Source organism: Bacteroides rodentium JCM 16496 (genome assembly GCF_000614125.1).
In the GTDB taxonomy this organism is placed as follows: Bacteria; Bacteroidota; Bacteroidia; order Bacteroidales; family Bacteroidaceae; genus Bacteroides; species Bacteroides rodentium.
The window spans coordinates 27709-51970 of sequence record NZ_BAKJ01000035.1 but is presented as its reverse complement, the minus strand read 5'-3'; the positions used below and the strand labels follow the sequence as shown (position 1 = coordinate 51970).

Here is a 24262-nt window from a genome sequence, read left to right as displayed (position 1 = left end):
TAGGGTTTTCAAACAGTGATTTATCTTAAGAGAGAAAGGGTGTGTCAAAACGTTTTTCAGCTATCACTCCGTCAGACATTCGGCACACCCTCATCATTAATTGCTATGGTTTTGGCTTTGGGTTCACTTTTTCTTTTTAAGTGTTTTCGAGAAGGAGTAAGGAGCATCCTCCTCTCCTGCCCCGCGCTGTTTGTTGGGCACATCGTCCATAGTGAAGCGCAGTGAGGAGCCGTTCATCAGTTGCCCATGTGTCAGATAGTTGCGTGTATAGTCAACGCCGTCCACTGTGAGTTTCTGCACGTAGCGGTTGGCACGACTATTCTCAGGAGCTTCAATCGTCACAGTCTTGCCATTTTCCAAATGCAGACGCACAGAACGGAAGAGAGGAGCACCCAGCACATACTGGTCTGTACCCGGACAGACGGGATAGAATCCCAGAGCTGAGAACACGTACCAGGCAGATGTCTGGCCGTTGTCCTCATCACCGCAATAACCGTCGGGATTGGCATTGTACATGCGCTCCATAACCTCACGCAGCCAGTACTGTGCCTTCCACGGCTGGGAGGAATAGTTATAGAGGTAAATCATGTGCTGTATGGGCTGGTTGCCGTGAGCGTAGTTGCCCATATTCATGATCTGCATCTCCCGGATTTCGTGGATGACACTGCCATAATAGCTTTCGTCGAACACTGGCGGCAACACAAACACGGAATCCATCATTTGGTTGAAGGAGTCCTTGCCCCCCATCAGGTCAATGAGTCCTTGCGGATCATGGAAAACCGACCACGAATAGTGCCAACTGTTTCCTTCGGTAAAGGCGTCACCCCACTTCAAGGGGTTGAAAGGCGATTGGAATGTTCCGTCCTCATTCTTGCCACGCATCAGCTTGTGGGCAGGGTCAAAAAGATTCCGGTAGTTCAGCGCACGTTTGGCAAAAGGAGCCAGTTCTTTCTTCGACTTGCCGAGCGAAAGTCCCAGCTGGTAGATACACCAATCGTCATAGGCATACTCCAGCGTACGGGCTGCATTCTCGTTGATGCCTACATTATAAGGTACATAACCCAGCTTGTTGTAATACTCATGTCCCAGGCGTCCGGTAGAGGAAACCTCGGGATGCACTTTCTCCGTACCACTCTTCACAGCTTCCCATAAAGTCTCGATGTCGTAGCCACGCAACCCTTTCAACCAAGCATCTGCCACCACAGAGGCGGAATTATTACCCACCATGCAACCACGGTGGCCCGGGCTGGCCCATTCGGGCAGGAAACCGCTCTCCTTGTATGTATTTGCCAGTCCTTCCTGCATCTTGGCATTCATGGACGGGTACATCAGATTGAGGAAGGGGAAAAGACAACGGAAAGTGTCCCAGAAACCGGTATCGGTAAACATATATCCGGGCAGCACCTCGCCATTGTAGGGACTATAGTGCATCACCTGACCCTGCGCATCTATCTCATAGAAACTGCGCGGGAACAAAACCGAACGGTATAAGCAAGAGTAGAAGGTACGCAGACGGTCGAGGTCGTTGTCCTGCACCTCGATGCGGCCCAGCACACGGTTCCATTCGTCACGCCCGGCTTTCGCCACCTCTTCAAGTGTCCGGTCACCCAGTTCCTTCAGGTTCAGTTCAGCCTGTTCTGGGCTGATGAATGAAGAAGCCACGCGCACATTCACCTGCTCACCGCGACGGGTGCTGAAACCGATGATACCACCGGCATGATTAGCACCAGCCTCTGTGACACGAGGGTCAATCTTTCCGTCCTTCACGGCAGCAGTATAAGTAAAAGGCTTATCGAACTGCAATACAAAGTAGTTCTTGAAATTTTCAGGCACACCACCACTGTTCTTGGTGGTGTAGCCTATGATTTTCTTTTCAGCCGGAATAATCTTCACAAAAGAGCCATTGTCCATGGCATCGACCACCACATAGGCCGCCTCCGTTTCAGGGTAAGTGAAACGGAAGGCAGCGGCACGCTCGGTAGGGGCAAACTCTGCCGTCACATCATGGTCGGCAAGATAGACCTTATAATAATAAGGAGTGGCAGTCTCGGCTTTGTGAGAAAACCAACTGGCACGCTCGTCCTGGTCGAAAGCCACCTTTCCGGTGACAGGCATAATGGCAAACTGTCCGTAGTCGTTAATCCACGGACTGGGCTGATGTGTCTGCTTGAAGCCGCGCATCTTGTCGGCATCATAGGTATAGGCCCATCCATCCCCCATGGTACCGGTCTGCGGTGTCCAGAAGTTCATACCCCAAGGCATTGCCACGGCAGGATAAGTGTTGCCCGTAGAAAGAGCATGCTTAGATTGCGTGCCAACCAAAGTGCTGACGTAATCCACCGGTGTAACCGACTCGTCAACCGGCAGCGAAGCCGCCTGCATACCGCCTGCAAAAAGGAGGGCGGTTCCCCATGCAAAGAGTCTTTTCATGCGTTTAATCGATTTTGTCATTGTTTATTCTGCATCAGCTTGCTTTCAAGCATTTTCATGTAATATCCGCCTATTACCGAGCGGGCCTTGAAACCACGCCAGTTGGGCTTGTCGGTAAATACCCAGTCGGACATCGGCACGCGGTCTATCGTTTCGTTCATGAACTTATGCACCGGGACGATGAATTCACGGAAAGTAGCCCGGTCAGGAGCCATTGTGGCAGTCCACATAATCCAGTCGGTCTTGGTATAAGTCTCACGATTGTCGAGTGGCAGACCATAGATATTCTGCTTGGTCAGGTAATAAGGTATCTCCATTTCCGCAATTTTGCTATCGAAGATGTTCAATCCGAGCAGTTTGTCCCAAACCAGGTTGTACTTCTGGCTCCATGTACCCGGCTTGTCGAATGTCAGGCGGTAATGGTCGCCGTCGTTGGCCATGCGCTCCCATTCTGCTGCCATCTTGCGGGCTTTCATGGTATAGGCTTCGGCCACATCCTTCTTGCCGAGCATTTCAGCCAACCGGCCATAAGAGGCTACTCCTAAAATTGCTTTGATGGAGAGATTGGTGTTATGGGCAAAGTGTCCGGCGAAGTCATCGGTACAGAGTTGGTTTTCAGGGTCAAGTCCTTTTTCCACCAGATAGTCTGTCCAAGTGGTGAGCACTTCCCAATGTTTGGCTGCATAGTCGGCATTGCCTTCTATGGCAGCAATGGCAGCTGTAAGAATCAACATATTTCCACTCTCTTCCACCGGCATATCGCTCCGTACACCTGTCCGTTGGCAAGAGGATAAGTACCCAAATCATGAGCAGCGAAGGGTTTGGTCCATTTACCGCTTTCACTATAATAGAAGATACCGTTCATCATGCCCTTCTCCAATTCCGGATTATAAATCAGATAGAGGGGGGCCGAGGGGTAGGTCAGGTCTACGGTATTGATACAACCGTTGCTGTTGTTTTCTTTCGACAGCCACAACAGGTCACCGTTGGGAGCTTCCACGAGTTTGTGGGCAGCAATGGATTGACGATAGGCCAACGCGCAGAGGTCGGCATATTCCTTACCTCCTGCTGCAGAGGCATCTTCCATCAACTTTTTATCGAAAGCATAGCAACGTGCCAGCAATTTGTCATACTCATTGTAGGCAGCCAGCATTTCCGCCTCAATGGTGCGGTCGCCTTTTGAGTTCCAGTAAGGACGCAAGTTGGTACCAAAGTACTGGATGGAATAGATGTCGTCATATCCCAGCATTATCTTGTCGGTAACATTCTTCACTTTGCCATAGCTACGCACCAAAGCCATGTTTCCATTGCTATCCTCTCCCTCGAGCGAAGCCGAGTTCATGGTTCCGTTCACGAAGTTTTTGCGCAGTTCGGTACTGTTGCCAACACTGTATACAGTATTTTTCTTATCGGCAACCATGTAGAAATACCCCCAGTCAATGCGAAGGTCATCGCCCTGCTTAGCCAGGATATTCTGCTCCTTACTTCCACTCTTCAGGTAAAGCAGTCCGTCGGCTTCATATCCCTTGCTTGCAGATTGCTGGTAAGGTTGGTCGAGCGCCCAGCGCGGCGAGGCCTCAAAATACACTTCCACCTCGTGTTCCTTGCCGTCGCGAGCGGCAACACTATAAGTAAGGTAATTCACAGGACGGCTCAGTAGCTTCAAGTCTTCCATGAAGAGAGGTGCCGTGAAGGTGACTTTCAAGTCGACATCACCACAAGTAAAAGCGTAGTGTGTCTGCATGGGCTGCACATCGGCTGAGATTTGTTCTGCCGTCTTGCCGAATACGGTTTCCAGATGTTTCGGAATCTGCAGGCCGAAGTCGAGCAGACCGTTACCCACGGGATTGATACACTCGGCAGCAATCATATTGTCTCCTTGTTTCAAAGCCGCCAAAGCCTCATCGGGAAGTTTCACTACCTTGTTCTTATTACATGTGGTTCCGGTACTGTGTATCTTCACTCCGTTGATGTAGAATACGGCATCATCATCATTGGAGAATTCCAGATAAACAGGTATGCCGGTCAAATCGCGGTCGATATTTACAGTACGGCGCACCCAGATATTACGGGTTCCCCATTGCGTCTTGGCTGTAGGCTCATTTTCTTTGGTACCAAAGGCACCACGGTCCGACTTCCATCCGGAATCATCGTAATCGGCAGATGTCCAGTCGCCAGCGGGCTTGTCTGTGATATAGCGCCCCGTCCAGTCGCCTTGCTGCGAGGTGGGCACAATGGCATTCATCTCCAGTTCTTCGGTTCCCATAAAACGATAAGAAACGCCGTCTACCTTTACCACGCCAATCAAGGGGAAATCTTTACCCGTCCAATGGCGCACGGGGCTGTCGTAAAGGTTATCACTCATGGACCATGCACTGGCATAAGGGTCGATGGTGACAAGCGGGTAGGCAGGTGCTCTCAAATCGTTCTTTACGACTTCGTAAGAAGTATCCTTGTCACTGCACGCAAAAAGGCATGAAGCCAACAAGGTGTATAAAAGTTGTTTTTTCATATTGTTTATATAATATAGTTGTTTATGTTGTTACATTCTAAAAAACTAGAAATACCCACGATTACCAGCAAAATTTCACCGACACTCCGTCAGGGTTATTCTCAAACTCTATCAAATAGGTATGACTTGCTGCATGCCAACGCTTGGCATCGCATACTTCTTTGCCGTCGACCGTCACACTCTTAGGACAACGGGGCAGCAGCACCCGCGATATGTTTGAAGTCTCGGCAGGACTTTTCGCCACATAGGAATACCAGCCTTTCCCGCGTTCTTCCTGTTCTTCACGACTTGCCGAAGCCAACACTTGAGGCTTCTTCTTACCGGCTACACGTTCTACATTCAGCAGCAAGGCTTGTTCGCCCGGATTTATCTGCTTGGAAGCACATATCGGTAATTTAGGGTCGAAAAGGTCAATCAAACATCCTTCTACAGTAAACGGCTCGTCGCTCACGCTCTCTTCAAGCACAGCAGCCAAGTCGTAGTCTCCCCTTTGCAGATAGAAGCTATTCTTGAACTCCAATTTCCCCGCTTTCGCATTCTGCTCGTACATTCGGGTCGCAAGATACAAAAAATCTTTGTCACCGCCTTCATTCAAAACGTAATCTTTGGGGTCGGTACGAACAATACATACAGTTCCCTTACCGTAGCTGTATTCTCCCTGTTCCGGTCTGGCAGGAAGTCCCATCTGCTCAAAAAGATGTGCGGAAGGGGTAGCATAGTTGTAACCGTCGGTGTTCCACCACTCTCTTACATGCTGGAAAGGGTCATTGTCCGTTCCACTGTAAATCAGCACTCCCCCTTCTTCACCCAACTGGCAATGTGACTGTGCGCTTCGGGCTCGAGCGGTTTCATGTTCGCATAAGTCATCAGCAACACTTTTGTGTCAGCCAGTGCTTCTTTATAGCCGAGGTTTTCAATGTGGACAGTTTTGACGGGTACACCTCTTTTAAGCAAAGGCAACGCCTGACCATAGAAATTGGCCAGTTGCGGGTCTTCATATCCATTGTGTGTAGGAAAACGCTGGAACATCAAGGAATTTGCCATCAATACGCTGAATCCTTTGCTTCCGGTCAGCTTCTTATCGGTCAGAGGCATACGGTTCAGAGCGTTTATCATCACTTGCATCTGTGTGGAATAGAAACGAGGGATGCGTTCTTTCCTATCACTATCGGCACTTGTGCGGTACAGCCCTTCGTAGATACGTTCCGGCCAAGGCATCACTTCGTAATCGGCTATATTGGGATAGAGCAATTGTGCCGTAAAAGTGGCCTGGTAGTTCTTCTTATAGTCTGCCCAGTCACGCGGCCAGTCTTCAATAGGGTCGGTCAGGAAGAACATCTTACGACCGGTGGGAGCAGTCATCGACTCCATGGAACCATACTCCAGATAGGCAGTCTCGAACACACGCTCACGTTTGCGGCCGTCAAAGAAATTCGGCTCGCGCGAGGTTCCGGTCCATACCTGAGCGATGTAACCATCCACACAAGGAAGTGAAGCAAGACTTGCTTCCGGGCTGACAATCTGCCATTGCGAATAGTTCACCAACGAATGGGTGGGAACGTAACACTTCACGTCCATCCCTTTGCTTTTACCATATTCTTTGGCAAAGGTGAAGACTTCATTCAGTGCACGATAGTACAAATAATACTTGAGTTTGCTCGACAAGTAAGTATTTTCCGGCGATTCATGTTGCGGTCTCCAGTCAAAGCCATAATATTTTTTCCATTCCTTCTTAAAGGACTCGCTGTAACCGGCTCTTGCCCAGAATTCCGGTTCCTCCATGAAAATGGCGTCCACACCGGCATCGATTACCCTCTTCACATGTCTCTCCTTCAGATAACTTAAAAAATTCTCCGACGGCACGATATAGGGCACCATGTGGCCGTGCCATATCGTGTCTCCGGCCTGAGTGACCTGCCCCTCATCCAAATGCCATTTCCCGTCCCATTGTCCGGTGAAATAGTCCTGATATTCACCCCAAGCAATGCCGGTCATAAAGTGTATGATATATCCGCGCTTCTTCCAGGACTTCACCCGCTCCTCGAAAGATAGTTTGCGCGACTTGTCCGAAGGATTCCCCCCTACTCCATACACCATCACCGCATCAGCCTATTGTCAATGGAAGGTTTCCACTCGCGTGAGGTTTGAAAAGTAGTCTTGACATTATCCCTGGTCTGGGCACCTACGGAGATGCCTGTTGCCAAGACAGCCAAACTTATCAAAAAATGTTTTTGCTTCATATTGGTTTCTTATGTTTATGGTATTAATCGTTGCTCTTGCCACTACAGTGGCAAAAGATTGCCCACATACAGGCAAGACTTTGCCACTATAGTGGCAAAGTCCCGGCTGCATACCATCAGGCTACGGAATAAGTACTTCCATCGGCTCGCTGTAGTTCCAGCGGCGTGTACCGCTACCTACGGGTGTGTCGTAGTTTATACGCGCAGCTGCACGTATAAATACCTTGCGACCCGAAGGAATATTTCCATTGGACTTGATGGTGATTTCCTCACCCAGCAAATCCTCAAAGCTCTTTCCGTCATAGTTGATGCTACTTGACCAGCGTTCGTCACGCGCCCGGTAACCGACCGTATTCGAATAGCTGACGAAGAGTTGGATATCGGTCACATTCAGATACTCATCCTTCCAGTTGCCCATCGGTTGAATTTTCTCACGGAAGATGTCGTCAGACACGCCGCGTGTCACGCGTACTTGCGCCTTGACAACGCCATTGCTCACCTGAGGATTACCAACAATCTCTACATTCAAGAAAGGTTGTACTTCAAACTTCACTTTCGTTGTGCCACTGATTTTGGTATTGACAGACCCATCGTGAAGCAGGGTTCCGTCTGTATTCTCACGTACCAAGGGAATGAACGGGCCATCAATACGGATGTTATATTCGCCCTTGAAGATTTTCGTGTTCTGGAATGTACCGTCCATCATGCAGTAAAAATCCGGGTTGTGTTGCACGTTGTCGCCCCAGCTCAATTCAGTCAGGCGGACACGGATGCCTTCACTTCCCTGATCGGTCAATACACGCTTGCCGGTTGCTTCATCTACCACCTCGCCCCAGATTGTTTCAGCAGGTTCCTCATAGTTGTCTATTTCGAACATGCTACACGAAGTTAACATAAACAAGGCGCTGAATAAGCTATAGAATGTTATCTTTTTCATACGTTTTAAGTTTTTAATTTATTGAGTTTTATCGATTAGGCTGCTGGTCAATCACAGGACTCTTTGAAACCTCACCACCCGGAATCGAGAAGTAATAGTCCAACGGAGTGTAACCAAAGTCTTTGTCACCGGCAGTCGTATAGTTGAAACAAACATCAAAGAACCACTTTCCGGTCTCCGTTGAGTAGAACGGATAAATACCGCGGAAACGATAGCGGGTCGTGTTGCTGAAGCGGTCCTTATCACGTTGTTCGCCCCAGAATCCGTCACGACCTTCATAGTGGTTCACACGCCAGCGGCGCAAGTCCCACTTGGTCTTATGCTCGAAGGCCAACTCTTTGCGGCGCTCCTTGCGGACGATGTCGCGGCTATCGGTCGTGCCGGCCAGCGCAGCTGTCAACAACCGGGCACCGGCACGTTCACGGATGTCATTGACAGCTTTCGTGGCTACGCTCAGCATATCCGTACCATCCGGCGAAGATACACCAGCCAACGAAAGTTCCACAGCAGCCTCGGCTGCATTCAGCAGCACCTCGGCATAACGCATCAGGATAAAGGGTTGCGCACTATTTCCTTCCCGGGGAACAAATGCAGGGTCAGGATTCAACCATTTGCGTGCCAACAGACCGGTCATAGCACTTCCACCATCTTCATAGAAAGGACCGTTCTCACCGGCAGCGTCATCGTAGAACCATCAGGCAAGGTCACAATTTCCTGCTGGTCTTTAGGTTTCGGGCTGAGATAAAGTGTCTTGGGTTTCTCTTTATAAGCACTCAGATGATTGTACTTAGTAGTGGCCGAACCATACGAATAGTCGCTAAGAAGTGGTTTGACAGGCGCAGAACCAGTATAAACACCGGCATAAATATCAATTTCTTTACCTTTGAATACATCACCGGGGAAGATGACATAAGCACGCAAACGAGGCTCAGCATTTTTATAATAATCCATCGGGCTATCATACATAACGTAGTTACCTTCGGCAGGAGAATTGCCAGTTGTCACCTTCAGGGTGCCGTCAGGATAACGGTCGAAACCGTCGAACAACTCTACAAAGTCGGCTGTCGGACAGACACCGCAATTCAACGGAGCTTGAAGGTTAGCGGCAGGTTGTAAGAATCGTAAGCGTGAGTGCTAGTAGGATAAGTATACTCTTTCACATAGATATTTTCAGGATTATTGCTGAGATCGGAAAACATATCTACCATATTCTGATATTGTGCTTCCGGATCATTGGCAGCCCATTTCTTCTTGTAAAGTGAATACACACCGCTTTTAATCACCTCGGAAGCAGCTTTGTAGGCTTCGGTGAAATACTTCTTGGAAGCCTCTTGCCAACGGTTTTCATCGAATCCAATCACGCGTACGCCCGTCTTGGCACCCAAGCCGGTCAGACGACCGGTAACCGTTTCATTATACTTGGCTACGCTACCTGCATAGAGCATGGCTTCCGACTTGAAGGCCAATGCTATATACTTGTTGCTGTAACCGCTCTTGGGACTATTGGGCATCATTAGTTCGATGGCCTTGTCATAGTCTGCCAAAACCTGATCCCAAGTTTCTTCCTCACTGGCACGGGGTACTTCCAAATTGCCGTCCCCGGGATACTGGATGACCTTTGTTACCAAAGGGATACCACCGAAACGACGAGCCATGGCGTAGAAGACCGTGGCACGCACATAATAAGCTTCACCCAAATAGTGATTATAGGTAATCTCAGCGTAGGAACCTTGATACTTCGGCAGGTTCTCAATCAGGTAGTTGGCATCACGCAATAACATGAACGGGTTTCCTTTACTTCCATCAGTGCTCCAATAAGCATAGTCTTCACCGGTAAACGCACGGCAGATACCATCGCGGTTCATTGCTTCGCCGGTACCGTCGATACCTATGGCATTCAGCCAGCCACTAAAGTTAAAACCCCATTGGGACAAGTACTTGAAATCTTCCCACGGCATATAACTATATAGACGTGCCATGTAGATGTCCATACCCGATTCGTTGGAAAGCAACGACTCGGAAGTCACGATATTTTTGGGAGCAATATCCATATCGACACATGAAGTGGCGAGAGTCATGCACAACATCGCGGATATCAGTTTATGTTTCATATTTACTATTTTTTAGGTTTATATCATTGATTACTTAGAAAGATAGGGAAACTCCCAGTGTATAGGTCTTGTTCAACGGATACATACGACCCAAATCGTCATCGGGATGCTCAGGGTCAACAAACTTCACGCCTGTGAAAGTCAGCAGGTTGTAAGCATTGGCATAGACACGCAGGCTGGCATTGGGAATCTGCTTCAATTTCGGGAAGGTATAGCCCAACTCGATGCTCTTCAGACGAAGGTAAGCAGTGCTTACGCGATTGAAAGCAGAATTGGTTCTTGCCCAACGGCCTGTGTAAGCATAGTGACCGGAAGTCCAGACGGTAGAAGGATCATAGGGATCGGCTTTCGGGTCTACAGGATGCCAGCGGTCGAGGAACTGTGTCAATGCACCACCGCCATTCTTACCCCAAATTTCATGCAGAGGCTCTTTGTATTCCATAGACCCCAGTGCAGAACCTTGCAACAGCATATTAAAGTCGAAGTTTTTCCATTGCAGGCCGGCATTCAAGCTGAATTGCAACCACGGCGTCTGGTCAAAGGCAAACGGATGTTCGTCCTGACCGTTAATCTCACCGTCACCGTTCCAGTCTTCATATTTATAATCGCCCGGCAGGATGTCGCGTTCCTTGAAACCGTAGTAATTCCAAATGTCGTTCCAACTGGTGTAACGACCGGCAGAAGTATAACCAAACTGTACACCTTGGTAACGGTTCGTCAGATTGTCGTTGCGCCAGCGATCATACGAGTTGGCCCAAGGTCCTTTCTCCGAAGCAGTCATGTATTTCTGACGGGTAACGGTAGCAATACCCTTCAGGTTGTAGCTCACTTCACCAATCTTGTTGCGATGTGTCAGCTCCAGTTCCATACCGAATTGGCGGTCGCTGTCCAGATTTTCACGCGGAGCAGTAGCACCTACCACGGTAGGCAAAGCACCGGTACGGCGAGCGAAACGACCGGTGCGTAGACGGTTGAAATAGTCGAACGAAACACCCAGCAGACCGTCCCATCCTTCAAAGTCGAAACCGATGTCGAATGTCTTCGACTTAAACCAAGTGATGTTTTCGTTAGGCAATGCCATCGGGCTGGCCGCGCTGACAAATTTGCCACCGAAGATGTAGCCCGGCGAATAACCGTTGTAGTCGCCGTTGGCCATGTTGCCGCTGGCCGAAGGATAAGTATACCCCATAGCCCAGTCATAATTCAAGTCGCCGTCATCACCAAGTACACCGTAGCTGGCACGCAGCTTCAACTGATTGACAAACTTCAGGACATCGATACTCTTAAAGAAAGGCTCTTCGGAGATTCTCCATCCAGCCGATACAGAGGGGAAGAAGCCCCATTGGTGTCCCTTGGCAAACTTGCTGGAACCGTCGTAACGGAACTGTGCCTCCAACAGGTAACGGTCGGCAAACGAGTAATTGATACGGCCTATCAAGGCTTCGTTGGCCTGTTCATAGAGGTCGTTATTACCTGTCTGCATGGCACCAATCTGGCCTTCGGTCACACCTGCCAGCAGGTAAGGCATGGAGAATGCCAGGTCGCGGACAGCGTAGAAGTTGTCACCGTTGCGCTTCTGCACCTCCCAGCCGACAACACCGCCCACGTGGTGAACATCATTAAAGGTTCGGTCGTAGTTCACTGTGAATTGTCCCAACATCTGCGACTTGTCATAAAACTCACGACGCATGTTACTGGGCGAACTTTCGTTATAGACTTTTTGGTTATAGGTACCGGTCTGCTCGTCATAAGCATACTGGTAGTACTCTTTACGGAAAGCCTCATTGTTGTCGGCACGGTAGTCGTAACTGAACATAGCTTTGGCAGTCAACCCCTTCAACACCGGAGTGTATTCGCCGAAGTCTGCCGTCAGAGTAGCCGAGGACTGGAAATATTTCTGCTTGTACTTCTTGTAACCGGAAATGTCGGCCGTCATCATAGCCACAGTGTTCTGTTCCATATCCAAACCGTTGTAGTTCAACATCGTTCCCTCGGGATCGGCGTATGCAGGATAGAGAACACCTTGACGCCAATAGTTACGGATGATGTCTTGTGAGCTGGTGTAAGGCGTGTTGCGTTCGTCGGAGATACCGCTCACACCGAGTTCGAATTTTATACCTTTAGCAATTTCAGTCGAAATGTTAGAGCGCAGGTTGAACTTGTTGTAGTTCAAGTCTCCTGAACGGAAGATACCTTCTTGATAGAAGTAGCCCATGCTGATGTAGAACTTCGTCTTCTCGGTACCACCGGAAATACTGATATCGTGTTGCGTTTGCGGAGCCACGTTAGAGATAATCAGGTCGTTCCAATCCGTTGTACGGCGCGTGCCGTTGCGGAATGCTTCGAAACTCTCTTCGCTGAAGACCCATGAACCGCCGTTGATGTTATTCATCGACATTTCGTTGAACAGTGTCATGGATTCATAGGGGTCACACAGCTCAGGCATACGTGAAGGTTGCTGGAAAGTGTATGAACCGTTGTAAGAAAATTCCGTTTTTCCTGCTCCTCCTTTTTTAGTAGTCACCAACACTACACCGTTGGCGGCACGTACACCGTAAATAGCGGCTGAAGCGTCTTTCAATACGGAAATGTCATCAATATCCATTGCATTCAAACGCTGGAATTCTTCCGTGCTCCGAGGAATTCCATCAATGATAATCAATGGAGCTCCCATACCGCGAACATCGAAGCTGTTATTGAAAGTTCCGGGTTCAGAGCTCTTCTGCCATACACGCAAACCGGGAATACGTCCCGTCAGCATGTTCTGCGGATTTTCATTCTTGGTCTTTATCATATCCTGACCTTTTACGGCAGAAACGGCACCCGTCACCGATCCTCGACGCTGTGTTCCGTAACCTATCACCACCACTTCGTCTATCATCTTGGAATCGGTCGCCATGATGATGTTGATAGTGGTACGCCCGTTCACTTTCTCTTCCTTGTTTTTCAGTCCTACATAAGAGAAACTGAGAATACCGTTTGCAGGAGCACTGATGGTATAGTGTCCGTCAATGTCGGTAATGACACCAATATTGGTACCTTTCACCATGACTGCAGCACCAATGACAGGCTCGTTGGTATCGTCCATAACTATTCCCGAAACGGAAACAGAGTTTTGCGCGGAAACACCTGTTGGAATCAGCATCAGAAGTAACGCCATAACCATGCAGGATAATCCTTGTCGCATCTTGCTAAAATTCTTCATAGTCTATTATTTTAAAAATTATTTTTTGCTCCATTCATAGTTTGCCAACACTGCATACTCGGCAGCAAAAGCAAAAGTGAACATTCCTTCCACGCTGTTCTTGCTCTTTTCAGCTTTATTCCAGCCCACCAACAAGTTAGTAGGAAGCATGTGCTTGTATTGATAATTCTCATAGGCATAATCCAGATTGTTCTGGAAGGCCTCAATGCAGCTTACAGCAGCAGTATGGGCTGAGCAAACATCCACATATCCGCGCATCAGCACACCATTGAACCAGTTGCGGAATCCACTGATATCGAATGTATAGCAACCCGGTTTTGTGGCATCGGGCTTGGCAAAGTAAGCAAAGCTATTATCAGTCAATTCTGCCAAATCCGTCCGATAGGCAGCATCGCCCGTAACCCGGAAAAGGTCGGCAGCACCGGAAAGCATCGTACCGCTGTTGTAAGTGATGGCCGGACCTACACGGTCGCGCAGTTTGGAACCAGTCCGATAACGTTCACCGTCAATGGTGACGTATTTTATGTCGGGGGAATCAGAACCGCCCATCATGTCGTCGTACACTCCATCGGGTCTCAATAAATACTTCTTTTGCCAATCATAAACGGCTTTGGCAAAACTCAAATAATAGTCGGACTTTTTCTCCGTGCGCAGCTTGCGACTGTTATCGGCAGCCACATAGCCGTAGGTCACTTCATCGGACTTTCCTTTGTAAATTTCGTGGAGCCACACCAAAGGACTGACAATGGGACCGTTACTGCAAGAATGCTTGGTGAGGTATCCGGGTCCCCACGTGATGCCTCCCAACGGATTGCCCTGTTCATCAAGAGTGCAGTCCCAACCGTCGAGCACGTATTCCATCAGGTATTCCGCCTTTTCCAGGTAACGTTTCTCACCGGTGATATGATAGGATTCCAACAATTCACGTACCAGCCACATCTGGTCATCGTAAACATTGAGGATGCCTTCCACCTGGGCAGCTCCCTTGTCGTTTCCACGGTTTACACCGTACACCGTCCACTGCTTAGTCTGTGTATAAGAGGTCAGTGTAAAAGTGCCTGCGTAATACTCCAGATTATCATAAAGCTGGGCCAGAAGCTCCTTGTAACGGTTAAAGTGAGAGTCATAAAGAGCCGTTTCTCCCCTTGCCTGCCCGGTCTTCATGGCTTTCATTGCAGCGTTCACAGCCTCAATGGAGCTGGTGTACATCCACACGCTGCCCAACTCGCTGGAACGGCTTCCGGTATAAGGATTGTAATAACGTGACATAGCCATGCCCGTTCCGCTAAAGTAGCACTCCACAGCATTGTCAATCAGTTCTATGGCACGCGCCGTGTTCTGCACCGGCAGATTGCCTGCCGGTACATCTATTCCTCCGTTACCCGGCTCATCATCAACGGCAGAGTCGTTGCTGCAAGCCACTAACGTCCATAAAAGTAAAATCAGTAAAGTAAATAAATTTTTCATTCTGTTCCTACAATTAGTTTATCATTCCATTGTTATGCCACGCAGCACCAGTTTGTTCTCATCGCCATTTTCTTCTCCCTTGAATACACCGATGGTGAGCATCACGTCTTCTCCGTTGAACTGAGACAAATCGTAGACAAAGTCGGCATACGCGTCCGGATCACCCTTTCCTCCAGCCTCATGGATAAACTTCCAGCAACCGTCGGCGGCAGCTTCGGCAAACTGAGCCGTATTGGATGCAGGTGCCAAGTGCATGACAGTTCCATCCATGCGGATGGCCGTCACCTTAAAGAAGGTAGCATTCGTTCCGCTGAAGTTGCGAGTCTTCAATGTCATCTTATTTCGTCCGGAAGCAATGGAGAACTTGGCATAGAAATAAGATTCGGGCACGGTGGTGCTCACATTGCTTCCACCACGTGTCTTTATCAGATAGCCTTCGGAAGGGAATACCTCAGGATCTTTGCTAAGTGCATATACGACCACTCGGCACAAACGTGGTCTACCTCGCGCCATGCGCGATAAGCGTCTACATAGTTGTCGCGATTTCCTTCAATAGGATTCAGACCTGTGAACTGTGACTTCACTTGCGGCATGGTAGAGCGTACCATTTCCCGGGTCATCTTCCAGCCGTCCAGTTCTTCGACTGCTGTTCCCGGCAACCATCCCCATCCTTCAACAACTTCCTTAGCAAAAGCGATGCGGCGCAATACCAACTGTTTCCAATAGTCGCCTGTCTGGGCACGGAATGTACCGATGGCAATGATTACTTCCTTACCGATGTATTTGCTCAAATCCACCGGAACAGAACCGTAGTCTCCTGAAGCATAAGTTCTGACATCACCCACCATTTCAGCCTTCGGTTCAGCTGCAGTCAGGTCTACCACCTGCACGCCATAGTATGCCGGAGCAGCTTCGTCGGCATTGTGCGTACGAATCTGCAGAGTCATCATGTAATTGTCTTCTGTAATCAGTTTGCTTCCGAATACAAAGGAATCGAACATTTCCAAGTCTGCAGGATTCTTGCGGTCGTCTTCATTGTTGCGGATGCGGAGAGTGGTTCCCTCGTTCTGCTCTTCCCAATCACCGCGGAAGTCCATCGTACACATGTAGTTGCAAGCCCAATCCCAATGGGGATAACTTTCTGCGTTTCGTCCGCCGCGGTATTCGTTATAATACCATTTTTCGGCAGCTTTCAAGTCATCGAGGGTCAGTCCGCGCAGGATTTCCGTTCCACCCATGCGCACGTCTGTAGTAGCAATACCATCCACAAAGTCGGCCATAGCCACTTTCTTCACAATAGAAGCATAACCATCTTTCGTAAAGGTTACGGTATAGTCTGCCAACGGCAAATTGCCAATTTCAAACGTGCCGTCGCTTCCAGTGGTGGCAGTCTGTGTGGAGCTGATGCTGACCGTCACTCCTTCCAACGGAGCATTTCCCTTTCCTGCATCGGTCACTTTTCCTTTAATCTTCGCAGCAGCATACTCCATCTTAGGACTGACTTCGGCTACTCGTTCTTCGTTGAATTTTCCTGCTACGACAGTAACGCTGACCGTCTGGTAGTCAGCTTTTGTAAATGTAATTATATGTGTACCTATTGAAATATTTTCGAGTGTATATACACCCTGCGAATTTGTCGTAGCCTGAGGACCGTCCGGTGTAGCCGTTATACCGGAACCATCGACCTGAACCGTTACCCCTTCAAGGGGAGAAGATAAATCGTCAGTGACGACACCCGTCACTTTTCCGTAGGATAAAGCCCCTCCATCCGTGTCGTCATCCGAGCAGGAGCTTACCATGAATACCATACTTATAAGCATGGTCATCAGTCCGAAGACTCTTAGTTTTTTTGCCTGTTTCATAGTTTAATTATTATTTAGAAGTTAATATAACAAAGGAGCCGATGCCAATCACCCACATCAGCCTCAGGGCATTGCAAACCGCCCCCTCGACCACAAATTTGATTTCGCATGGGTTAATTTTAGGGTTAATTTGCGTATAACAGGATAAAAAAAAACATTAATCCGAACTATTTTAACCCACAAAAGGAAGAGCAGACTTCACTTAACTCTTTAAGTTTCGAAAGTGAGGATATGAGTCAAACAATTATTGCATAAGTTCTACTAAGAACCTATCCAGAAAACGAACCGCCGCTTACACCATACAACAACTGTAAGTACGAATCACAAAAATCGCACAGAAAGTATAAAAAACATAATAAGAGAGTTATCAGACAAGCTGAAGGAAGCAAAAAAAAGAAAACACCGGATGCAACGTGCCAAGGTACTAACTCCAGTAAAGACTGAAAGGATTAGGATAATCTTCCCCCGTGTGTTTTTTGTATTCCGCTACAAATCTCTGGTAAGTAGCAATGGCAGCATTTTCATGCTTGAGTATGAAAAGAGACTTGAGGCAACAAGACAAGGCCGTCTCGTTCACCGGATCGATATTGAATTCCGCTTCGGCCAAGCTCACAGCTTCCGAATAATCCTGCGCCTCGAAAGCCTCCTTCATCAGCTGCAAGACAAGCACCTCCAAACGGCACTCCACATCTTGCTTAAAACCATCGAATAACGGGTCGTCCATAAAGCCTACAAACTTGCCGCGCCCTACAATACGCAAAAACTCTTGCCGACATTCCTCTGTCCGGTTTTCAGCAACTATTGCCACAAAACGCAAGTAGTCGCAATAAAAAACAGGGGACAGCGTAAAACGAAAGCATCCTTTTTCGTAAACCAGTTCTATGCCATCCAATTCTTTTAGAATTTTGCGCAAGTGATTGATAGCTACTCCACGCGAGTTTTTCACTTTGTCTTTTGGTTTATCGGGCCATATCAAGTCGCTCAGCTGTTTAGAAGAAATTCCGTCGGCATCGCTATAACGCAAAATGAGACAGAATATCTGCTTGATACGCAAAGAAAACATATAGGAGATATTGCGCCCGTTTCGGTCGAAAACGGAGAAGTCACCGAATAAATACATCGAATTGGCAGTTCCCATATCTACCGCCATCTTCTCCGCCTTTGCATCAGAGACTGCAGGAAGCTGTTCCTTGTCCTGTTCCACAGCTTTGCCATCCTCACCCTTGCCGGAGTTTCGGCGCCACTTGCACACTATCCACGCACCCCCGCCAACTACAGCCATAACCACGCCCCCCAGTACCAGCCACACATATGAAGCATTCCCTCCACTGTTATTTGCAGTATATTTTTCAAGAGAAACTGGTGGGAATAGTAGCGAATAGACAGAAAATTTGGAAGACACGTCATCGCTTGTTTCCTGCACAGTCACAAAAAGCCTGCTTTGACGCTCGTTGTAATAAAGACGAGCGTTCGTCATGATTTTGTCGGAGTAAATGGGAATGGAATCACCCAATATATGACAACTGCCATCTTTTACAGAAAAGCGATAGAGATGCAAAAATGAGTTGGACACACTCTCTGGATAACGCAAGACATAGAAACAAGAGTCATTCAGTATAACCATATCCTGTGCAGGAACCATATTAGGCTGTCCTTCTGAAATGTCCCAAAGCTTCTGTACACGCATTTCTTGCAAATCCACCTTATAAAGGTCGTGAAAATAACGACGGCCTATCACCTGGTCGCCCGACTCGTTGCCCATACCTCCGAAAATGTAGACGGAGTGATTGCTGTCCAAATAACCGGTCGAAGAGAAATAGCGCGGACAAAGGAAATCGCCGGATAGGGAACCCAGTGTGTCCCAACACACATCCTCCGCATTGAACTGATAGAACTTATTGCTGTAATGCATATTGCCGAAGCCACCGAAGATGGTGTAACGCTTACGAATTGCATCATAATAGGAACAGTGATGATGCAGTTGCATACTAAGCCTGCTGTAGCTCTCCACTTTCCAACTCAACGTATTCAAGTCCAAGCTTGCTATCATAGGCTCTACCTCCCCATTCTCCGTATACACCTCGTAAACATAGAGCCTCTCACTGCCACTATCGAAAAAACTGCCGACAAGAAACAGTTTCACAGGACACCGTTCGGCAAAAGCTTGGCAGAAGTACTTCCCGTCTCCATATTGTAGACGAACAACGAATCACGATTGAAATAATAAATCTCATTTCTGTCGGCATTGTAACAAGAGCCGGCTTCCGAAGCCGACGCAAAGCCACCCTCTTTCTTCCAGTGATAGGCCTCGTTAATCAACCATATCGGATTCTCTACTTTGCCATAAAGAGTACCCTCTTGGTTACAGACCGATTCTCCGTCCGCCTCATCCAAAGGGAACGTGTAAGTATAATCGGCATTCACAACCAACTTATCAACAGCTATCTCCGGAACATCAATAATGTGATCGCTCTTACCGAACACGATTTTCGGACTGAATTCATCAGAGAGCAACACCCCCTTGCATACCTTTTCTTGATCGTGAATTTTAAGAGTAATCTCATCCTGCTTCAGATTGAAAGCTATCTTCACCTTAAACCAATGGGATTTCATAGCCCCGGCCTTACTGACTGGCAAGGCTATCAACACACACTTCCCCTCCTGGTTCAGACGGAACAAGATGTCATCGCCACGAAAATCAAAGAAAAGATTGAAAATCTGTCCTTCGTCATCCCCCTTCACCCGCAACACATAGCCGACACTTTCTGTAGAATACAGAGCCATATTAAATTCCAAGTCAAAATAGTCTCTGAAAGAGGGGCAGCTGTGAGCGAATACATCATAGGATGTTCTTTCGTCGATAGGACTGGTTGCACCACGAAATCTTAGTCCATATGCGGAAACCAATTGGGTAGTGCAAAGGCCGATTATAAAAACGATATATCTATATAAGTGTACCATTAGGTTTTCATTTAAGGTTATGCAATACCATCATAAAACATTAACCAACATTTATTAAAAAATGATGGGAAAATTGAAATGCAAATATATAAAATATTAATGAACGAATTATATTTTGCTTAAAAAAGTAAGTTTCTATACCACGAGGGTGTCAAAAATGCGTGAAAGCACACAGATGACACAGAACAGACATATAACCACAGATATATTTGCCTGTCAATCAGAAGTATATAATCTGTAGTCATCTGTTAAATCAGCTCATCTGTGTGCCATCGACCGTTTTGACACACATTCTTTCACTTGTTCCATCTTTTCGCGTATCGCTCTATTCATCGGGGTTCCCGGCGAAACTGTTACCGGACTGCTTGTCGCATCTATATATTCGGCGTGCTGCATCTATATATCCAGCACATGGAATATATACAATTTCAACATGACCAAGTTGAGGTTTGCAGCCGTCAAGTTGAGGTTTGCAGCCGCCAAGTTGAGGTCTGCAGTTTCCAACCTCAACTTCAGCATCAGTCATCCTGTCTATTTCCCACTCAAACATACTCCACCATAAACCGTTGTCAGCCAGACGTTTTTTTTATAAAGGTGAAGGATGTGAAGCTTAGTTTGCTCAATTCATACTCAAGAATAAATAAAGGAGCAAGGAATAAAGCAAACACACTTGCGGATGCAACCACACAAATATAGACTTTAACTGTCAAGCCGAGTTGTAGACAGATAAATCCTTTAAATGAAAGAGCCGTGTTTCTATACAGCTATTATAAAAGACTAAAAGTCCGTATCATCCCCGCTCCTATAGAAGCGGAAGATGTACGGACTGGATGAGAAGTAGATACGGAAAGATTAGGAAGGCAGCATGGAAAAGTTATGACGCAGGTACTCCCGTCACAATTCCCCGGCCATGTGTCCCTATATAAACCCGCCCATATTCCTGCATGTCACCGCAGATATGCAATACCAGGCCATATTGATGGGCATCATCGTTGATACGTACCCAAGAGTTCGCCGCATCGTCAGAACGGAAAAAACCATATTGCCCGTTGACTACGCCTATCAGATAGATGGCAGGATAATCATTACCCGGCTTTGCCTTGCCGAAACCAAAAGCATAGATGGTACGTACCTTATCCAAAACACGGAAATCAAATTTTTCTGAAGCGGCAGAGTGGTACAAACCATCATAAGCTGCAATCCACAAATCTTTTTCATGACCGGGAGTAGCGTAGATACGGTCTTGCCCTCCACGCGGATCTCCCCTTCGTACGGCGGCACCAGTATTACCCCGTTGGAACCGTTTAACAGTTAAACTCAATGTATCGGCATGAAAAGTCGCCCCACCATCCTCGCTGCTATACAATATTTCGGCCACAGCATCTACAGCATAAAAACGTTGGGGGTTCACCTTGTCTGCAATGACGCGGATATTCTTTGGCAAACCACGGCAAGATTGCCAGGAAGTCCCCTTATCACGGGTCAGATAAGCCTCCGAGCGGTCGGGTGTCCAAATCCAAGAAGAGCCGTCTGCTGCCACGGCGATATGCCCATTACGAGACTTTTCCGTTGGAACGGTGGCACACATAGTCCAGTGCCTGCCCCCATCTTCCGAATATGAAATAGTCTTTGCACCCGGCTGATGGCCGAACAGTGTACCAACTCTGACTATCAAATCCTGCTTCAGCCAGGCGCCCGTCACTCCATTCGTATTTCCGAAATGAGGATTGGCATGGCTGCCCAACGGGGCGGGCCGATTGAGGTCGAAATGCGTAAAGCCACCATAATCACCGATACCGGAAATCAGGCGCGCCCCTTTTTCGGGAGCATAGAGTTCGAGGGGCACGGTCTCTTCGATACCGGCAGACATGATACTCCATTTCACCGGTTCCCCACGTTCCACGGCCGATAGGTTGAAAGTTTCCCAACCGCCGAAACCGGTGGTAAATATGGCATGTTCAGCGTCGGCAGGGTCTATCTCAATGTCGAACATCCAATGCAGGGGGGCTACTTTTGTATAGGGAGCTTTAGAATAATCATACTCATATCCCGTCTTGAAAATCGGTTTCCAGCTTTTGCCACCGTCGGTCGTACGGAACATCTCATCACTCTTATAACCGTGTTTGCCTCCCAAGCTGTGTGTACTGGCAATCAGATGTTTCGGATTACGGGCATCCACTGATACGGCTGCATAGCCAAATCCCGCCTTCCTGCCACCGGACAGTCTGACGGGCGAAATGTCCGTCCATTTGTCTTTACGTATATCGTACTTCCAAACTCCACCGTCCCCCATCTGACTCGGACCGGGAGTATCTCCGTACGTCAATACTAATTGTCCGTCACCGGTCAAGACCATATGTGTGGGGCGATACTGCACCGGCTGTCCCCCGACCGGCTGCCAGCTTTCACCATAGTCGTGGCTCACGAACAGATTTTCCCTGCCCATCAATGAAACTGCCACATAAATGTCACGGGTGCCACGCCCATCGCGAGTACCTTGTACATCGTAGACTATACAGACAATGCCACTGCCGCGGTTCCCCCATGCAGCACGGTCGGCAGGGTTGAACTTCTCGGAGACATCCGGGAAAGACACCACCCGTGTCCAGCTCCGCCCCTTATCCGTACTACGCCACAAACCATGCAAACGGGTTCCCATATAAATGATATTCCCATTCTGCGGGTCCACCATCATCCGTTCCCCATTACCACGCCCGTTCTCGTTGCCGCCCATCGTAAAGGGCACATCGACACGGGTAAAGGTTCTGCCGCCATCATAAGAACAAAGTATGGCGCCATTGGAGCTGCCGGTATACGTACCGCAGGCAATATACACGTTCTGCGGATTCTGCGGGTCGATGGCAATGCTCTCCACTCCTTGCAGATTGCTTTCATCCAGACTTATCCAGTCCAGCAAGGGCGTCCACCGGTTGGAAGCAGCGTCCCACCGGTAGGCTCCTCCCATATCGGTGCGGCAATAACGGACACCAGGAGCTTCTGGGTGAAAAACGATACCGTCCACAAAGCCTCCTCCCACTATCGGTACGCTCTTCCATTCGTAAGAAACAGAATTCACCGGAGATATATCTTGAGCAAGCATCGGCATGCCGCCCAGCATCAAACTTATTCCTGCTAAAAACAACTGTCTTTTCATAAGCATCAGGGTTCTAAAACAAACGTTCTTGATATTTCTTTCAAAGATAAGAATATTTCATTGATATTTCAGTCTGAAACATTTGTGGTAGTGTACATACATTCCTAACAACCAACGTTTTAATAAAAACAAGAAACTAAATCAAGCCATAAAAAGATTAAAACGGCACCCATCGCAGTTCTTCCCTTCAACAGTTTTTTGTAACAACAATGCAACATATATGACACAAAAACACAACACGCATGTCCGAACTTTGTCGCCGACAAATCATTCGACAACAACAGATTATGAAAAAAGTGCATTGACAGTACTGATTGCCCTGCTGCCGCTGGCCGCAATTGCCCAAACGCCCTCCATCAACGAGGACGGAAAAAAGATTGAAAAGGAGAAGATGGAAACCAAAGACTACCTGCCGGAAGTCCACGGAACCATCCGCGCCAAATACGAATATCAGACCACCATGGGTGCAGGACGTTTCGAAGTACGCAATGCCCGCGTCAGCGTGACGGGCAACGTATTGCCCAGCGTAGCCTACAAAGCCGAGATAGACCTCTCCGACGAAGGTCAAATCAAGATGCTAGATGCCTACACCCGGCTTTTCCCGACAAAAGGACTGACAGTCACCGCCGGACAAATGCGCGTCCCCTTCACCATCGACGCCCACCGCTCGCCGCACCAGCAATACTTCCCCAACCGCTCGTTCATCGCCAAGCAAGTGGGCAATGTACGGGACGTGGGATTCACAGTAGGATATGCCCTGCCTACCGATGTACCTATCACCGTGGAAGGAGGACTTTTCAACGGTTCCGGACTGACCAACCAGAAAGAATGGCACAAGGAAGTGAACTACTCCGCCAAAGCCCGGTTTCTCTTCACCAAAGGACTGAACCTGACACTGAGCGTGCAGAGCATCCAACCGGAAGAAGTGCGCATGCAGTCCTATGACATCGGCGCTTACTACGAAGCCGGCCGTTTCCATATCGAAGGCGAATACTTGTACAAGCAATATTCCGACAACGCTTTCAAAGATGTACACGCCGTCAACACCTTCATCAACTACGACCTGCCGCTACAGAAAGTATTCAACAAAATGTCTTTCCTGCTGCGCTACGACATGATGACCGACCAGAGCGACGCCAAAACCGCCGACGAGGAAACCGGCAGACTGACGGTGACCGACTACAAACGCCAACGCCTGACGGGCGGCATCACCTTCAGCCTCAGCAAGGCATTCCGCACAGACCTCCGGCTGAACTACGAGAAATACTTCTATGCCAAAAACAGCATAGCGAAAGAGTCGGAACAAGACAAGGTGGTATTGGAATTGATGGTACGCTTCTGATATTTCCTGGCTTCCCCTTGCTTTTTTCATTCCAAAAAGGT

General features: G+C 48.2%; 9 protein-coding genes and 4 pseudogenes. 1 reads left to right on the top strand and 12 read right to left on the bottom strand.

What is annotated here, in order from left to right; translation table 11 throughout:
- Nucleotides 1-123: 123 nt before the first annotated feature.
- The 12 genes and pseudogenes from JCM16496_RS14910 to JCM16496_RS14860 form a co-directional block, all read right to left on the bottom strand.
- Nucleotides 124-2430: a GH92 family glycosyl hydrolase gene (locus JCM16496_RS14910; RefSeq protein WP_025835282.1), complete on the bottom strand. Its 2307-nt coding sequence runs from the start codon at nt 2428-2430 to the stop codon at nt 124-126.
- A 17-nt stretch (nt 2431-2447) separates the two neighbouring features.
- A pseudogene (locus JCM16496_RS24995) lies at nt 2448-4942 on the bottom strand (glutaminase domain-containing protein).
- Between the two features lie 61 nt (nt 4943-5003).
- A pseudogene (locus tag JCM16496_RS14900) lies at nt 5004-7182 on the bottom strand (hypothetical protein).
- Nucleotides 7183-7303: 121 nt separating this feature from the next.
- Nucleotides 7304-8119 (bottom strand): DUF3823 domain-containing protein, encoded by an 816-nt coding sequence (locus JCM16496_RS14895; RefSeq protein ID WP_025835280.1) that lies wholly within the window; start codon nt 8117-8119, stop codon nt 7304-7306.
- A gap of 28 nt (nt 8120-8147) precedes the next feature.
- Nucleotides 8148-10230 (bottom strand): annotated as a pseudogene (locus JCM16496_RS14890) (RagB/SusD family nutrient uptake outer membrane protein).
- Between the two features lie 34 nt (nt 10231-10264).
- A complete protein-coding gene (locus JCM16496_RS14885) occupies nt 10265-13435 on the bottom strand; it encodes a SusC/RagA family TonB-linked outer membrane protein (protein WP_025835278.1) in 3171 nt (1056 codons plus the stop codon).
- A gap of 18 nt (nt 13436-13453) precedes the next feature.
- A complete protein-coding gene (locus JCM16496_RS14880; RefSeq protein ID WP_025835276.1) occupies nt 13454-14902 on the bottom strand; it encodes a glycoside hydrolase family 76 protein in 1449 nt (482 codons plus the stop codon).
- A 21-nt stretch (nt 14903-14923) separates the two neighbouring features.
- Nucleotides 14924-16764 (bottom strand): annotated as a pseudogene (locus JCM16496_RS14875) (MSCRAMM family protein).
- Between the two features lie 424 nt (nt 16765-17188).
- Nucleotides 17189-18907, bottom strand: coding sequence for a Kelch repeat-containing protein (locus JCM16496_RS14870; protein WP_244440402.1), 1719 nt, complete (start codon nt 18905-18907; stop codon nt 17189-17191).
- Nucleotides 18904-19725, bottom strand: coding sequence for a hypothetical protein (locus JCM16496_RS24000; RefSeq protein WP_244440401.1), 822 nt, complete (start codon nt 19723-19725; stop codon nt 18904-18906). Before JCM16496_RS24000 ends, JCM16496_RS14870 begins: the two co-directional genes overlap by 4 nt.
- A 396-nt stretch (nt 19726-20121) precedes the next feature.
- Nucleotides 20122-20244, bottom strand: a complete 123-nt coding sequence (locus JCM16496_RS24660) for a hypothetical protein (protein WP_262482773.1) — start codon at nt 20242-20244, stop codon at nt 20122-20124.
- 355 nt (nt 20245-20599) lie between these two features.
- Complete coding sequence (locus JCM16496_RS14860; RefSeq protein WP_244440400.1) at nt 20600-22879, bottom strand: beta propeller repeat protein; 2280 nt, start codon at nt 22877-22879, stop codon at nt 20600-20602.
- 301 nt (nt 22880-23180) lie between these two features.
- Here JCM16496_RS14860 and JCM16496_RS14855 point away from each other — a divergent pair, with 301 nt between their 5' ends.
- Nucleotides 23181-24221, top strand: coding sequence for a porin (locus tag JCM16496_RS14855; protein WP_439644534.1), 1041 nt, complete (start codon nt 23181-23183; stop codon nt 24219-24221).
- Nucleotides 24222-24262: the final 41 nt, after the last annotated feature.

Coding starts and splice junctions, on each gene's coding strand:
- JCM16496_RS14910 (WP_025835282.1), bottom strand. CDS start 2,430: ATGAAAAGACTCTTTGCATGGGGAACCGCCCTCCTTTTTGCAGGCGGT.
- JCM16496_RS14895 (WP_025835280.1), bottom strand. CDS start 8,119: ATGAAAAAGATAACATTCTATAGCTTATTCAGCGCCTTGTTTATGTTA.
- JCM16496_RS14885 (WP_025835278.1), bottom strand. CDS start 13,435: ATGAAGAATTTTAGCAAGATGCGACAAGGATTATCCTGCATGGTTATG.
- JCM16496_RS14880 (WP_025835276.1), bottom strand. CDS start 14,902: ATGAAAAATTTATTTACTTTACTGATTTTACTTTTATGGACGTTAGTG.
- JCM16496_RS24000 (WP_244440401.1), bottom strand. CDS start 19,725: ATGGTACACTTATATAGATATATCGTTTTTATAATCGGCCTTTGCACT.
- JCM16496_RS24660 (WP_262482773.1), bottom strand. CDS start 20,244: ATGCTGAAGTTGAGGTTGGAAACTGCAGACCTCAACTTGGCGGCTGCA.
- JCM16496_RS14860 (WP_244440400.1), bottom strand. CDS start 22,879: ATGAAAAGACAGTTGTTTTTAGCAGGAATAAGTTTGATGCTGGGCGGC.